We start from the raw sequence: 14,279 nt of genomic DNA, 5'->3' as shown, positions 1-14,279 counted from the left end.
TAATCCGCGAAGAACCTTTTTTTGTGCCCTGTTGTAGGAGCCCACTTGTGGGCGACATCTTTCGCGACAACGCTTCAGGCCCTGTTGCCCTGTCGCCAAAAGCATCGCGCACAGGTGTGCGCTCCTACGGGGGTCGAAAAAAAACCCGCCTTGCGGCGGGTTCTTTTCAAGATCTTATTTGATCTTGCCTTCCTTGTATTCCACGTGCTTGCGGATGACGGGATCGTACTTCTTGATCAGCATCTTTTCCGGCGTGTTCTTCTTGTTCTTGTCCGTGGTGTAGAAGTGCCCGGTACCCGCGGAGGAGATCAGGCGAATCTTGTCGCGCTTGCCAGCCATTGTCGGACTCCTTTAGATCTTTTCGCCGCGGGAACGGAGGTCGGCCAGCACGGCTTCGATGCCGTTCTTGTCGATCGTACGCAGGGCGTGGTTCGAAACGCGCAGCTTGACCCAACGGTTCTCGCTGGCGACCCAGAAGCGACGCTCGTGCAGGTTCGGCAACCAGCGGCGACGGGTCTTGTTGTTCGCGTGCGACACATTGTTACCAGTGCGCACACCCTTGTTGGTGACTTGGCATCTACGGGCCATGCGGGCCTCCTAAGATTGGGTTCAACCGCCCTTTGGCCAGGACGGCAACGGCCCAGCCGCGACCCGTGAACACAGGGCGCCACGCGATGGCTGGAGGTGGAGCGATTCCCGCCAGTTCGAGGCCCGCATCGCGTGACGGGCCTGCCCGTGGTTACGGGTTGGCAGAGGGAAGCCGGGCATTCTCCCAGATCATGCCCCCTTCACGCAAGCCATGTGTGCGCTTGCCCGGGTTGTGTGAAACAATCCCGGCTTTCGCGCCACGCGCGCGAAGACCTACCCCAAGACGCAAGATTTCCGAGGATTGAAGACCATGGCAGACATCACCGCCAACGGCCAGGCCGGCCAGCCCCAGCTCGTGCTGCAGAAGATCTACGTGAAGGACGCTTCGTTCGAAGCCCCCAACGCCCCGCAGATCTTCCAGGAAATGGGCGAGACCGAAGCCCAGCCGCAGGTCCAGCTCAACCTTGGCCACAAGGCCGTCGACCTCGGCAACGACCTCTTCGAAGTGGTGCTGTCGCTGACGCTCACCTGCTCGCTGGGCGAGCGCACCGCCTACCTGGCGGAAGTGCACCAGGCCGGCATCTTCGGCATCGGCGGCTTCACCGATGAAGACCGCGACGGCATCCTCGGCTCGTACTGCCCGAACCTGCTGTTCCCGTATGGCCGCCAGATGGTCTCCGCCATGGTCCAGGAGGGTGGTTTCCCGCCGTTCCTGCTCCAGCCGATCAACTTCGACGCCCTCTACGCCGAACAGCAGCGCCAGCAGCTCGAGGGCGCCGGTGCCCACCCGCTCAACAGCTGAGCCCACGTGACGGCTCCTTCCCGACCCACCGTCGCCGTCCTCGGCGCCGGGTCCTGGGGCACCGCGCTGGCCGCGCTGCTGGCGCGCAACGACGTCCCCACGCGCTTGTGGGGGCGTGACGCCAGCGCCCTGGCCGAGATGGCCACGGCGCGGCGCAACCTGCGCTACCTGCCGGATCTCGACCTGCCGCCCGAGCTGGCCTACGAGGCCGACCTCGCCAGCGCCCTGCGCGGGGCGGGCATCGTGCTCATCGTGGTGCCCAGCCACGCGTTCGCGTCGGTGCTGGACGAGATCATCCCCATGCTCGACCCGGGTGCCCGCATTTCGTGGGCCACCAAGGGCTTCGAGACGGGTACCGGCCGCTTCCTGCACGAGCTGGTGAACGAGAAGCTGCCCGGGCACCCGGCCGCGGTGGTCACGGGCCCGTCGTTCGCCCGCGAGGTCACGGCGGGCCTGCCCAGCGCGGTCACGGTGCACGCCACCGACGAGGCCTTCGGCAAGGAGCTGGCCAACCTGCTCCATGCCCCGAACTTCCGCGCTTACACCGGCCACGACATCCTCGGGGCCGAGCTGGGTGGCGCCATGAAGAACGTGCTGGCGGTAGCCACGGGCGTGGCCGATGGCATGGAGCTGGGCCTCAACGCACGCGCCGGCCTCATCACCCGCGGCATGAACGAGATGCTCCGCCTGGGCGTGGCGCTCGGTGCCCGCGCCGAAACCCTCATGGGCCTGGCAGGCCTGGGCGACCTGGTGCTGACCTGTACCGGCGATCTTTCCCGCAACCGCCGCCTGGGCTTGGCCCTGGGCCGGGGTATCCCCCTGGACGAGGCCGTGCGCCAGATCGGCCAGGTGGTGGAAAGCGTGGTCACGGCCGACGAGGTGGCCCGCCTGGCGGGCTTCCACGGGCTCGACCTGCCCATCTCCGCCGCCGTGCGCGCCGTGCTCCATGGCGAGGTCACCCCGGAAGAGGGCGTGCGCCAGCTCATGGGCCGCGAACAGAAAGCCGAGTACCCCGTCGACCTGTTCGCGGGCCGCCGGGCCTAGCCCGGATCCGCCTCGCGCTTCGCTGAACCGGGCCGGTCCCGGGTAAAAAATCCTACGGGCATGCCGCCCGGCCTTTGCTAAGCTTCCTGTTTTGGTCGCGCAGGCAAGGCCGACACGGATGCAGCAACCGGACGACAAGCGCAGGCGAGCCGACCCGGCGGGGGAACTCCCCGTGGCATGGCAACGTGCCATGGGTGGCATCACGCCGAAGGCGCCCGCACCGGATCGCGTGGTGCTGGGGTTCTTTCTCGAGGGCGTCAACGACGACCATGAGCCGGCCGCCCGGCTCGATGTCGCCCCCGTGCTGCTCACGCAGGGCGAGGACGGCCGCTTCTCACGCCCGCTGCCGCTCGATAGCCGCCACCTGCCTGAGTCTGTTCTCAGTGTCGATGAGAAGCGCCTCGCGGCCACCGTCCTGGGCCTTCCTCAGACACTTCGCAAAAGCCGCAGCTACGCGCGCTTCGCCGGCCCGCTCGGCGACCAGCTGCTTGCCCAGGTACTCGACGCCGCCCCGTGCTTCTTCGGTGGCGTGGCCGGCCTGCGCCTGTCGCGCGGCGAGCCGCATGCGCTGAAGTGGCGCTGGAACGTGGAAAAGGATGGCAGCCAGAAGCTGTTGCCCGACGTGCCCGCCAGCCAGCGCTTGTTCCGCGTCGGCACCCTGTGGTTCCTCGACGCCGAGCATGCCGAGGTGGGCCCGCTCGATAGCGACCCGGCCGAAAGCGCATGGCTCGATCTGCCGCCCCTGCCACCGGAGAGCACCGGCACCTTCGTCGCCGGCCTCGGCGACATGCCCATGGGTTCGCGCGTGCCTGCGCCGCAGGTATTCGGCGAGATGCGCCGCGCCGAAGTATCCCCGCGGCCCATCCTCACGCTTCACGCGCTCACCCGCCATGCGCGCCTCGCCGCCGGCACGCCGCCGCTGGCGTACGGCCGCCTCTCGTTCGATTACGCGGGCGAACGCCTGCCCGGCCGCGGCGGCGAGCCACTGGTGCGCCGCGTGCGCAACGGCGTGCTGCTGGAAATCACGCGCCGCCGCGCCGAGGAACTCTCCAGCATGGAAAGCCTCGAAGCCGCCGGCCTCAACCCCGCGGTGGATACCGAAGGCCTCCCCTGGGACATGGCCGATACGCTGCCCGACGATGCCTGGCTGTTCCCGGGCAAGGGCTACGCGGGTGCGCTCGAAGTGAACACGCCGGCGCGCTGGCTCGCGCTGCGCCCCAAGCTCGAGGGCGATAACTTCGTCCTCGAGTACGCACCGAGTTTCCCGTTCGAGGTGCTCGAGGGCCCTGTGCATTGGTACGGCGAGGCCCGCGAGGACGATGCCGACCGCGCGTTCGACCTCGAGATCGGCATCGAGGTGGAAGGCAAGCGCGTGAACCTGCTGCCCGCCGTGGCGCAGGCGCTGGCCGAGCACCAGCTCAGCCTCAGCCCGCTGCCGGGCGAGGCGGAGGATTCCGTGTGGTACGCGCCGGTGGATGATCGCCGCCGAGTACCCGTTCGGCTGAAAGAACTCCGTGACTTGCTCGCGCCGCTCGCCGAGTACCTGGAAAAACCGCGCCAGCAGCTGCACCTGCCGCGGGTGCAGGCGGGGCGCCTCGAAGAACTCGTCCAGGCACTGCCCAGCGGCGGCTCGTTCGAGGCACCCGAGCGCCTGCGCGGTTTCACCAAGCGCCTGCGTGAAGCGGCCGAGCGCGCCAGCGATGCCGTGCCCGCGGGCCTGCAGGCCGAGCTGCGCGGTTACCAGCGCGATGGCCTGCGCTGGATGAACGCGCTGGCCGAGGCCGGCACCGGTGGCGTGCTCGCCGACGACATGGGCCTGGGCAAGACCCTGCAGCTCATCACGCACCTGCTCGCGCTGAAAGAAAGCGGCCAGCTCGAGTCCCCGGCGCTGGTGGTTGTACCGACCAGCCTGGTGCCGAACTGGGTCTCCGAAGTGGCGCGTTTCGCGCCCAGCCTGCGCCTGCTGGCGCTGCATGGCCCGCAGCGTGCGGAGACGTTCACCCGCATGGCGGAGCACGACGTCATCCTCACCACGTACGCGCTGTTGCCGCGCGACGTGGAGGCGCTGAAGAAGCAGCCGTTCTCGCTCGTCGTGCTCGACGAGGCGCAACAGGTGAAGAACCCACGCACGCAGGCGCGCCGCGCACTGCTGGCGCTGAAGATCCCGCGTTGCCTGTGCCTCACCGGCACGCCCCTCGAAAACCACCTTGGCGAGTTGTGGTCGCAGATCGATCTGGCCGTCCCCGGCCTGCTCGGCGACGAGGGTGCGTTCCGCCGACACTACCGCGCGCCGATCGAAAAACATTCCGATACCGACGTGCAGGAGCGCCTCAACCGGCGCATCGCGCCCTTCATCCTGCGCCGCACGAAGGCGCAGGTGGCATCGGAGCTGCCGGCGAAAACCGAGATCACGCGGCGCGTGGTCATGGAGCCGCGCCAGCGCGATCTGTACGAAAGCCTGCGCCTTTCGCTCGCAGAAGAATTGCGCGAGGTCATCGCGCAGCGTGGCATCGCGCACAGCGGCATCGTGGTGCTCGATGCGCTGCTGAAGCTGCGCCAGGTGTGCTGCGACCCGCGCCTCGTGAAACTCGAAGCCGCGCGTGGCGTGCGCGAATCGGCCAAGTTCGAACTGCTGATGGACATGCTGCCCGCGCTGCTGGCCGAGGGCCGCCGCGTGCTGCTCTTCAGCCAGTTCACCGAGATGCTCAAGCTCATCGCCAACGAGCTGGATCGCCGCCGCCTCAGCTATGTCACGCTCACCGGCGAAACGCGCGACCGCGCCGAGCCCGTGCAGCGTTTCCAGGATGGCGAGGTGCCGCTGTTCCTGCTCTCGCTCAAGGCGGGCGGCGTGGGCCTCAACCTCACCAGCGCCGATACGGTCATCCACTACGACCCGTGGTGGAACCCCGCCGCCGAGGCACAGGCCAGCGACCGCGCGCACCGCATCGGCCAGGACAAGCCGGTGTTCGTCTACCGCCTCATCACCGCGGGCACGGTGGAAGAGCGCATCGAGGAACTGAAGGCGCGCAAGGCGGAACTGGCCGATGCGGTGCTCGAGGGCGGTGGCAGCCGCGAGAAGCTGAGCTTCGACGAGAGCGACCTGGATGCGTTGCTGGCGCCTTCGAGCTAAAGGCAATCGCGCGCAAGCGCGCTCCCACAGTTAAGCGCCTGCATCTTGTGGGAGCGCGCTTGTTCTCGTGGGAGCGCGCTTGCGCGCGATGCGTTTGATCAGCGGCGCAGCGGCGTACCGCCAGCCTCGACGATCGCGAGCGCGGCGCCGCCAATGAGGCCGGGTTCCGGGTTCATGATGGCCTGGGTGGGCACCTGTTCCATCGTGTCGCGGAAGCGGCCCTTGGCTTCGAAGCGCTCGCGGAAATGCTTCTGGATCCACGGGATGAGGATGGGGGTCATGCCGCCGGTGAGGTAGACGCCATCCCATGCGCCGAGCGTCAGTACCAGGTCGCCCGCGACGCTGCCGAAGATGCCCGCGAACGTTTCAACCGCGCGCTGGCACATGGCGCAGCTGCCGTCGGTGGCGCGCTTGGTGATGTCTTCCGGGGTGATCTTCTCGTCGGGCTTCTGGCCCGAGATCTCGCAGATGGCGGTGTACAGGTTCTGCAGGCCGCCGCCGCTGATCAGGCGCTCGTTGGAGACACGCCCGTAGCGCAGGTTCAGCACCTTGAGGATTTCGATGTCCTCGGCGCTGTGCGCGGCGAAGCCGGCGTGGCCACCCTCGGTCTGCAGCACGCTCACCTTGTCGCCGCGGATGAGCAGGCCGCCCACGCCGAGGCCGGTGCCCGGGCCCACGACCACGAAGGTCTGTTCGTCCTTGCCGCCGATGCGCGGCACGGCGGCCCCGCCGACCTGCATCAGTTCGGTGGTGCCCTTGTCGTCGATGACCTTGTCCGGGCTCATCAGCATCACGGCCATGGACTGCGCCGCGAAATCGTTCACCAGGTGCACCCACTCGAGGTCGAGCTCGCCCGCGAGCGATTTGGCGTTGATGGCCCAGGGGTTGTTGGTGACCTTGACCGTCTCGCCGTTATCGATGCGGCCGGCGGCGGCGATGATCGCACGCTGCGCCTGGTGGCCGGTTTCCTTGAAATACTGCTTCGCGGCGTCGGCCAGCGAGGCGTAGTCCTTCACGTGGTAGCGCCGGATGCTTTCCTGGACAAGCGGTTGGTCTTCTTCCGGGTGGGCAATGCCAAAGCGGACATTCGTGCCGCCGAGGTCGGCAAGCAGGGTCGGCGCCGCGGCGCTCACGTTAGCCATGTTGGGGAACCTGTCGTATCAGGGAAGCCCGCAAGGTTGCCTCCTGCGGGGGCTCTCGTCTAGTGACGGTTTCCTCTTCACTCCGTTGACACAGCCGGGGAGTCCTGAATGGGGCCGTGGGGGTCGACACTTTGACGTAAACGATTACGTCGGCAGAATACCCCATCAGCCGGGTCCTTGGCACGCCTTCGCGCGCCAGCCCCGGCCTCATTCGGAGAGTCCTGATGGCAGCGGTCACCCTCGACAAGGTGCGCAAGGTTTACCCCAATGGCCACGTGGCCCTGAAAGAAGCAAGCTTCGAGATCGCCGATGGCGAGCTCCTGGTGCTCGTGGGCCCCTCGGGCTGTGGCAAGACCACCTTGCTGCGCATGATCGCCGGCCTCGAGTCCATATCCGGCGGCACGATGCGCATTGGTGACCGGGTGGTGAACGACGTGGCGCCGAAAGATCGCGACATCGCCATGGTGTTCCAGAACTACGCCCTGTACCCGCACATGACCGTGCGCGAGAACCTGGGCTTCGGCCTGCGCCTGCGCGGCGTGGACAAGGCGGAAGTGGACAAGCGCGTCGCCGCAGCGTCCGACATGCTCGGCCTCGATGAACGGCTCGACCATCGTCCGGCTGCGCTGTCGGGTGGCCAGCGCCAGCGCGTGGCCCTGGGCCGCGCCCTGGTGCGCGACCCCTCGGTGTTCCTGCTCGATGAGCCGTTGTCGAACCTGGATGCCAAGCTGCGCCTTTCCACCCGCGTGGAAATCGCCCGCATCCATCGCCGCGTCGGCGCCACCATGGTGTACGTGACGCACGACCAGATCGAGGCCATGACGCTGGGCCAGCGTATCGTGGTGCTCAATGGTGGCGTCATCCAGCAGCTCGATACGCCGATGAACCTCTACAACAAACCGGCCAACCTCTTCGTGGCGGGCTTCCTGGGCAGCCCGGCGATGAACCTGTTCCACGGCACGCTGCGCCGCGACGATGGCCTGCGCCTGGTGATGGCCGACGGCAGCATCACGCTGGGGGTGGATGCGCCCGCGCTGGCCGCGTACATCGACAAGCCGCTCATCGTTGGCCTGCGCCCTGAGGACCTGCTCACCACCGCCGACCACCCGGGCATCACCGAGCGCCTCCGCGCACACGTGGAAGTGGTGGAGCCGGTGGGCAACGAAGTGTTCCTCAACATGCGTCACGCGGACGAAGAGCTGGTGTCGCGCGTGCCCCCGCATTCGTCGATCCAGCCGGGCACCGATGTCGGCCTGGGCTTCCATGCCGGGCGCCTGCATTTCTTCGACCCGGAAACGACCTCGCGCATCGACGTTGCGTGAGCCCGGCGGCTGGGTAATTTCTCATATTGTGAATAAGAACCATTCTTATTAATATGGGCAGGCACCGCCCATGAAGAGGCGGCGAACCACTCCCCGATAACCGGCCGCCAGCCGGAGGCCCGTGCCTCCTTCGCAAGCTCCCGATCCCTAGCGAAGGACGATCCACGTGCGCCACTCCAGGAAGACCCACCTCGCCGCCGCCGTCGGCGCGGCGCTGCTTTGCGCCACCGCGGCCCACGCCGCCGATGCGCCCACCGCGGCGGCCGCGGCCGACGACCTGCCGCGCATCACCGTGACGGCCATCGGCTCGTCGCTGCGCTTCGACGTGCCCGCCACGGTCACTGTCATCGACCGCCAGAAAATGGACCGCCACCTGGTCGCGAACATCCGCGACCTCGTGAAATACGAGCCGGGCGTCTCCGTCGTCGGCACCGCCGGCCGCTGGGGCCTCGACAGCTACAACATCCGTGGCCTTGACGGTAACCGCGTCTCCATCCTCACCGATGGCGTGCCGGCCTCCAGTTCGTTTGGCTTTTCCACCACCGGCATGCGCGCCGGCCGCAGCTTTGTCGACCCCGACACGCTCAAGGCCGTGGAAATCACGCGCGGGCCGGCATCGGCGCTGAACCCGTCCGATTCGCTGGGTGGCACGGTGCGCTACACGACGAAAGACCCGGCGGATTACCTGCAAAGCGGGAAGGACACCTACGTTTCTGTCCGCGAGCGCTACGACAGCGCCAACCGCTCGCTGGGCACGTCGCTGACGCTGGCCGGCGGCCGCCCCGACAATGGCATCGTCATCGTGGCCAACCACGTCGAAGGCCACGACCTTGCCAACAAGGGCGAGGCATCGACGCGCAACTTCACGCGCACGCGCCCCGATCCGCTCACCTTCGACACGACCAGCGTGCTGGCGAAATACGTGCACGTGGCGGGGAGCGGGCGCGAGGACCGCGTCACGGCCGAGGTATACCGCAACAGCACCGACACCAACGTGCTTAGCGCCGTGGGCCAGGCGGGCACCACTCGCCTGCTTACCGACACCGCCGAGGACCGCGCCACGCGCCAGCGGGTGTCGGTGGGCCAGCGCTTCCCGACGCTGGCCATCGGCATCGCCGACACGCTGGCGTGGGACGCGTACTGGCAAAAATCGGAAACGGAATCCACGACGCGCACCTTGGCCAACGTGCCCACGCGCAATGCCACGTACGATCGCCTTTACCTCAGCGACCTCAACGAGAAGCTGTTCGGCGGCCACCTCACGCTGGGCAAGACGATCGACTCCGGTAGCGTGCAGCAGCGCATCGCCTACGGCGTGGAGGCCTCGCGCACCACGCCCACGGGGCAACTGGGCGGGCAGGGCACCAACATCGCCACGGGCGTGACCTCGAGCAGCTCGCCGTACATGCCCGAGAACTACCCGCTGCACTTCTTCCCGCGCAATGATACCGACCGCTATGCGGTGTTCGCGCAGGACGAGATCGCCCTCCTCGATGGCCGCCTGCGCATCACCCCGGGGGTGCGCTGGGACCACTACCGCTTCAAGCCCGACCCGGATGATGCGTACTACCAGAGCGCCTTCGTCCAGGATGGCCTCGGGGAGGTGAGCAAGAACCGCTTCTCGCCCAAGCTGGGCGTCACGTGGTCGGTCACCGATAACGTCGAGCTGTTCGGCAACTATAGCCAGGGCTTCCGCCCGCCGCTCTACAACGAACTGGCCGTGGCGTGGGGCACCGCGCGCCTCTACGGCATCGTGCCCAATGCCAGCCTCAAGCCCGAAACCAGCAAGGGCATCGAGGTCGGCGTGCGCGGCAACGGCGACCTGGGCTATTTCAGCGCCAGCGCGTACTACAACCGTTACCGCGATTTCATCTTCGGCGGGTTCACCCTGCCGCGTAGCGAATGGCCACAGTGGGCGCTCAACCAGAACCTGCTGATCGTCATGCAGGCGGTGAACTTCCCCAAGGCCACCATCAAGGGTGTCGAAGCATCCGGTGGGCTGATGCTGGGCTCGCTCAGCGATGCCCTGCGCGGCTGGCGCGTGGAGGGCAACCTCGCCGCGTCGAAGGGCGACAAGAAAACCTATGAAGGCGGCTGGTCGCCGCTCAACAGCGTCGACCCGCTTACCGCCACGCTGGGCATCGCCTACGACAACGAGACCTGGGGCGCGGAACTCGTCGGCAAGGGCGTGAAGCGCAAGTCGCGCCTCGACGACGACACGACCTTCCGCGCGCCCGGCTACGCCACGCTCGACCTTTACGCGCACTGGAAGCCGTGGGCACCGCTGGAGCTGATGGCCGGCGTCACCAACATCGCCGACCGCAAGTACTGGGACTGGGGCTCGCTGCACGGCGGCGTCCTCACCAATGTCGCGACGGGTGGTGGCATCGACGACACCCAGGCCCGCAACGCGCAGATCGAACGCCTGACCATGCCCGGCCGCGCGCTGGTCGTGTCGGCCCGTTACACCTTCTGAAGGAGGCCATGCCATGCAGGACATCCAGACCGCCCCGGCGCCGCGCATCGATATCCCGGCGCTACTCAACGGTTACCGCCGCTTGCGCGAGGCCGAGCCGGGCCTGCGCGCACGCGATGCCGCCCAGCGCCTTGGCGTGAGCGAAGGCGCGCTCGTCGCCAGCCGCGTCGGCGACGGCGTCACGCGGCTCGAAGGCGAGTTGCCCCAGATCATCCGCGACTTGCCTGCACTGGGCCGGGTCATGGCGCTGACGCGCAACGAGTATTGCGTGCACGAAAAGAAAGGCCAGTACGACCACATCGATATCGGCGGGGCCATGGGCATCGTGCTGGCGGGGGACATCGACCTGCGCCTGTTCCTGAAGCACTGGCGCTACGGGTTCGCGGTGAAGGAAGTGTCGCGCGGCAGGGAGCTGGAAAGCCTGCAGTTCTTCGACGGCGATGGCAAGGCCGTGCACAAGGTGTATGTCACGGAGGAGACCCACCGTTCCGCGTGGCGTGCGTTGCTGCATCGCTACACGGCGGCGGTGCAGTCGCCGCTCATCGATATCGTCGCGGTGGAGCAACCCCTGCCCGAGCAACAGGGCGACACAACGGTCGACGTGGACTCGTTGCGCGACCACTGGCGCGCCCTGCGCGATCCCCACGATTTTTTCGCCATGCTGAAGAAGCACAAGGTGACGCGCACGCAGGCCTTGCGCCTGGTCGGCGAGGAGTTCGCAACGCGCGTGGAAGACAGTGCGATCCGCACGCTGCTCGAAGGCGCATCGGCCGCCGGCGCGCCGTTGATGGTGTTCGTCGGCTCGCCCGGCGTGGTGCAGATCCACACGGGCCCCGTCGGCAACATCGTCATGGCCGGCCCGTGGCTCAATGTCATGGACCCCGACTTCAACCTCCACCTGCGCACCGATGCCATCGCCAGCAGCTGGGTGGTGCGCAAGCCCGTGCCCGAGGGCGTGGTCACCTCGCTCGAGTTGTACGCGGCGGATGGCACGCAGATCGTCCAGGTGTTCGGCAAGCGCAAGCCGGGCATTCCCGAGCGCGAGGACTGGCGTGCGCTGCTGGCAAACGTGGGGGTGGCGGCATGAACGCGCATCGCGTGCTGCTTGCCGCGGCGCTGGCGTTCGCGCCGGTGGCGGCCCACGCCGCCTCGCGCATCGTCTCGCTCGGTGGCGATGTCACCGAAACCCTCTATGCCATCCATGCGCAGGGCCAGTTGGCCGCGCGCGACAGCACCAGCACCTTCCCGTCCGCGGCACAGGCGCTGCCCGATGTCGGCTACGTGCGCCAGCTGAGCGCCGAAGGCGTGCTGGCGCTGCGCCCCGACCTCATCCTGGCCACGCACGACGCGGGGCCGCCGACGGCGATGGAGCAGATCCGCGGCGCGGGCGTGCGCGTGGAGTCGCTGCCCGCGTCGCGCACGCCGGCGGATATCGAAGCGAAGATCCGGCGCATCGGCGAGCTCACCGGGCATGCGGCCGAGGCGAATGCGCTGGCCGATACCGTGGCCACGCGGTTCAACGCGCTGGCGAAGGCGGTGGCCGCGATGCCGGCCCATCCGCGCGCGGTGTTCCTCATGTCGACCGGGCAGGGCAGCCCCATGGCGGCAGGTAACGACACGGCCGCCGATCGCGCCATCGTGCTGGCCGGGGGTGTCAACGCCGCGGCCGGCGTGCCGGGCTACAAGGCCGTATCGCCCGAGGCGCTGGTGGCGATGAAGCCGGAAGCCATCCTGCTGATGAAGGAACGCGAAGGCGCCGTGGGCGGCATCGACGGCGTCTTGCGGATGCCGGGCGTCGCCGATACGCCGGCAGGCAAGGCGAAGCGCATCTACTTCGTCGAAGGCCAGGCCTTGCTGGGTTTTGGCCCGCGCACCGCGGATAGCGCCGCGGCGTTGCAGGCCTGGTGGGCGTCTCGGTGAACAGCGTGGCCGCACCGCTGCCGCGGCGGCGCCACGGGCACCGGGCCATGCTCGGCGCGCTGGCGCTGCTGCTCGTCGCGGTGGCCACGTGGAGCCTCACGCGCGGCGCCATGGCGATCACGCCCGGCGACATCGCCGGTGCGCTGTCGCGCTGGCTCGCTGGCGCAGGCGCGCGTGGCGACGACAACGTGGTGCTCGCCTTGCGCTTGCCGCGCCTGGTGCTGGCCGTGATGGTCGGCGCCGCGCTCGCGACCGGGGGCACCACCATGCAGGGGCTGTTCCGCAACCCCCTGGCAGACCCGGGCCTGGTCGGCGTTTCCGCCGGCGCCGCGCTTGGCGCGGTGGGTGCGATTGTGCTGGGTGGCCAGTCGGGCTCCTGGGTCGTCGCCGTCGCCGCGTTCCTCGGCGGCCTCGCGGCGACGGCACTCGTGTTCGCCATAGGGCGGCGTCGCACCGGCGTGGCCAGCCTGCTGCTGGCCGGCGTGGCCATCAATGCCATCGCCATGGCGGGCGTGGGCCTGCTCACGTACCTCGCCAACGAGAACCAGCTGCGCGACCTCACGTTCTGGTCGCTCGGCAGCCTGGGCGGTGCGAGCTGGCCGCGCCTGGCCATCGTGGCGCCGTGGATCGTGCTGCCACTCATCCTCCTTCCACGTGCCGCCCGCGCATTGAATGCCCTGCTGCTCGGCGAGGGCGAGGCCGCCCTGCTGGGCTTCCGCCCCGAACGCCTGCAGCCGTGGCTCGTCGGGCTTGTCGCGTTGTCGGTCGGCGCCGCCGTGGCGTACACCGGCGTCATCGGGTTCGTGGGCCTCGTCGTGCCACACCTGCTGCGCATGGGCTTTGGCCCGGACCATCGTTTCCTCCTGCCGGCGTCCGCGCTGGGCGGGGCCACCCTCCTCGTTGCCGCCGACGCGCTGGCGCGCACGGTCGTCGCACCGGGTGAACTGCCCATCGGCGTGCTCACGGCGCTGGTCGGCGGCCCCTTCTTCCTCTGGCTGCTGCTCAGCCGCCGCGCCGGGGAGGCCGTGTCATGAGCCTGGCCAGGGACGGCCACCTTATCGCCCGGGGCGTCGGCGTGGTGCGCGGCGGGCGCACCATCCTCAGCGACGTATCGCTCGCCGCGCGGCCAGGCACGCTGCTGGTACTCGTGGGCCCGAACGGCGCCGGCAAGAGCACGCTGCTGGGCGCGCTCGCCGGCCGCCTGAGGCCTAATGCGGGCGGCGTCAGCCTGGACGGCATGCCGCTGGCGGCGTGGGAACCCCGCGCGCTGGCCCGGCGCCGCGCCATGCTGTCGCAGCGCGTGGACCTGGGCTTCGCGTTCACCGCCTTCGAAGTGGCGCTGCTCGGCCGCAGCCCGCACGCGCCCGACCGCGTGCGCGACGAGGCCATCGCCACGGCGGCGCTGCGGGCGGCCCACGCATGGGAGCTACGCCACCGGCGCTACACGGCCCTGAGCGGCGGCGAGCAGCAGCGGGTGCAGCTCGCCCGCGTGCTGGCCCAGGTGTGGGGCGGCGGCAGCGACGGGGCCTGGCTGCTCCTGGACGAGCCCGAGGCAGGCCTCGATATCGCCCACCAGCACTTCATCCTCCGCCGCGCGCGCGCCTGCGCCGCACTCGGCATGGGCGTGGTGGCTGTCCTGCACGACCTGAACCTGGCCGCGCGTTATGCCGACGAGGTGGCCGTGATGGCCCACGGCGCCCTGCTGCGCCACGGGCCACCGCAGGAGGCGCTGGAGACCGGCCTGCTCTCGGAGATCTACGGCATCCCGCTGGGCCGCGCGTTCGGCATCGGCGCGGCCTGAGCGGGCCTGCGACGACCTGACGCCCCGCCAGCCGCGCGCCGGGGCGTAAAATGG

General features: G+C 68.8%; 13 protein-coding genes. 10 read left to right on the top strand and 3 right to left on the bottom strand.

What is annotated here, in order from left to right; all coding sequences use genetic code 11:
- On the top strand, positions 1–182 hold a 182-nt coding region (locus VI08_RS22190; protein WP_232309495.1), incomplete at its 5' end, for a hypothetical protein.
- On the opposite strand, the gene rpmG is transcribed toward VI08_RS22190, so the two are convergent.
- A complete protein-coding gene (rpmG, locus tag VI08_RS08045) occupies positions 175–339 on the bottom strand; it encodes a 50S ribosomal protein L33 (RefSeq protein WP_045829048.1) in 165 nt (54 codons plus the stop codon). The genes VI08_RS22190 and rpmG overlap by 8 nt on opposite strands.
- 12 nt (positions 340–351) lie before the next feature.
- Positions 352–588, bottom strand: a complete 237-nt coding sequence (gene rpmB / locus VI08_RS08040; RefSeq protein WP_045829047.1) for a 50S ribosomal protein L28 — start codon at positions 586–588, stop codon at positions 352–354.
- Positions 589–898: 310 nt separating this feature from the next.
- Between rpmB and secB the strand changes: the two genes are divergently transcribed.
- The 3 genes from secB to VI08_RS08025 all read left to right on the top strand — a co-directional run bounded on the left by secB (position 899) and on the right by VI08_RS08025 (position 5,564).
- Complete coding sequence (gene secB / locus VI08_RS08035) at positions 899–1,390, top strand: protein-export chaperone SecB (RefSeq protein WP_045829046.1); 492 nt, start codon at positions 899–901, stop codon at positions 1,388–1,390.
- A 6-nt stretch (positions 1,391–1,396) separates the two neighbouring features.
- Positions 1,397–2,434: an NAD(P)H-dependent glycerol-3-phosphate dehydrogenase gene (locus tag VI08_RS08030; protein WP_045829045.1), complete on the top strand. Its 1,038-nt coding sequence runs from the start codon at positions 1,397–1,399 to the stop codon at positions 2,432–2,434.
- A gap of 118 nt (positions 2,435–2,552) precedes the next feature.
- Positions 2,553–5,564, top strand: coding sequence for a DEAD/DEAH box helicase (locus VI08_RS08025; RefSeq protein WP_045829044.1), 3,012 nt, complete (start codon positions 2,553–2,555; stop codon positions 5,562–5,564).
- Between the two features lie 98 nt (positions 5,565–5,662).
- On the opposite strand, the gene glk is transcribed toward VI08_RS08025, so the two are convergent.
- Positions 5,663–6,706 (bottom strand): glucokinase, encoded by a 1,044-nt coding sequence (glk, locus tag VI08_RS08020; protein WP_052697774.1) that lies wholly within the window; start codon positions 6,704–6,706, stop codon positions 5,663–5,665.
- 224 nt (positions 6,707–6,930) lie between these two features.
- On the opposite strand from glk, the gene VI08_RS08015 reads away from it, so the two are divergent.
- The 6 genes from VI08_RS08015 (at position 6,931) to VI08_RS07990 (ending at position 14,225) form a co-directional block, all read left to right on the top strand.
- Entirely contained in the window at positions 6,931–8,028 is a 1,098-nt protein-coding gene (locus VI08_RS08015; RefSeq protein ID WP_045829043.1) for an ABC transporter ATP-binding protein, read from the top strand.
- A 166-nt stretch (positions 8,029–8,194) separates the two neighbouring features.
- The gene (locus VI08_RS08010; RefSeq protein ID WP_052697773.1) at positions 8,195–10,504 is read left to right on the top strand and encodes a TonB-dependent hemoglobin/transferrin/lactoferrin family receptor; all 2,310 of its coding nucleotides are present in this window, start codon (positions 8,195–8,197) and stop codon (positions 10,502–10,504) included.
- Positions 10,505–10,517: 13 nt separating this feature from the next.
- Entirely contained in the window at positions 10,518–11,591 is a 1,074-nt protein-coding gene (locus VI08_RS08005; protein ID WP_045829042.1) for a hemin-degrading factor, read from the top strand.
- Entirely contained in the window at positions 11,588–12,424 is an 837-nt protein-coding gene (locus VI08_RS08000; RefSeq protein WP_045829041.1) for a heme/hemin ABC transporter substrate-binding protein, read from the top strand. The genes VI08_RS08005 and VI08_RS08000 overlap by 4 nt, the downstream gene beginning before the upstream one ends.
- Positions 12,421–13,458, top strand: coding sequence for a FecCD family ABC transporter permease (locus VI08_RS07995; protein WP_232309493.1), 1,038 nt, complete (start codon positions 12,421–12,423; stop codon positions 13,456–13,458). Before VI08_RS08000 ends, VI08_RS07995 begins: the two co-directional genes overlap by 4 nt.
- Positions 13,455–14,225, top strand: a complete 771-nt coding sequence (locus VI08_RS07990) for a heme ABC transporter ATP-binding protein (RefSeq protein ID WP_045829039.1) — start codon at positions 13,455–13,457, stop codon at positions 14,223–14,225. Before VI08_RS07995 ends, VI08_RS07990 begins: the two co-directional genes overlap by 4 nt.
- The last annotated feature ends 54 nt before the right edge of the window (positions 14,226–14,279 follow it).

This window comes from Luteibacter yeojuensis (assembly GCF_000964085.1).
Taxonomy (GTDB): domain Bacteria; phylum Pseudomonadota; class Gammaproteobacteria; order Xanthomonadales; family Rhodanobacteraceae; genus Luteibacter; species Luteibacter yeojuensis_A.
This window is presented reverse-complemented; position numbering and strand designations above follow the sequence as displayed.

What these genes read in the sequence shown, in the direction of transcription:
- VI08_RS08015 (WP_045829043.1), top strand. Translation starts at nt 6,931, where the DNA reads ATGGCAGCGGTCACCCTCGACAAGGTGCGCAAGGTTTACCCCAATGGC.
- VI08_RS08025 (WP_045829044.1), top strand. Translation starts at nt 2,553, where the DNA reads ATGCAGCAACCGGACGACAAGCGCAGGCGAGCCGACCCGGCGGGGGAA.
- secB (WP_045829046.1), top strand. Translation starts at nt 899, where the DNA reads ATGGCAGACATCACCGCCAACGGCCAGGCCGGCCAGCCCCAGCTCGTG.
- VI08_RS08000 (WP_045829041.1), top strand. Translation starts at nt 11,588, where the DNA reads ATGAACGCGCATCGCGTGCTGCTTGCCGCGGCGCTGGCGTTCGCGCCG.
- rpmB (WP_045829047.1), bottom strand. Translation starts at nt 588, where the DNA reads ATGGCCCGTAGATGCCAAGTCACCAACAAGGGTGTGCGCACTGGTAAC.
- VI08_RS07990 (WP_045829039.1), top strand. Translation starts at nt 13,455, where the DNA reads ATGAGCCTGGCCAGGGACGGCCACCTTATCGCCCGGGGCGTCGGCGTG.
- VI08_RS08005 (WP_045829042.1), top strand. Translation starts at nt 10,518, where the DNA reads ATGCAGGACATCCAGACCGCCCCGGCGCCGCGCATCGATATCCCGGCG.
- glk (WP_052697774.1), bottom strand. Translation starts at nt 6,706, where the DNA reads ATGGCTAACGTGAGCGCCGCGGCGCCGACCCTGCTTGCCGACCTCGGC.
- rpmG (WP_045829048.1), bottom strand. Translation starts at nt 339, where the DNA reads ATGGCTGGCAAGCGCGACAAGATTCGCCTGATCTCCTCCGCGGGTACC.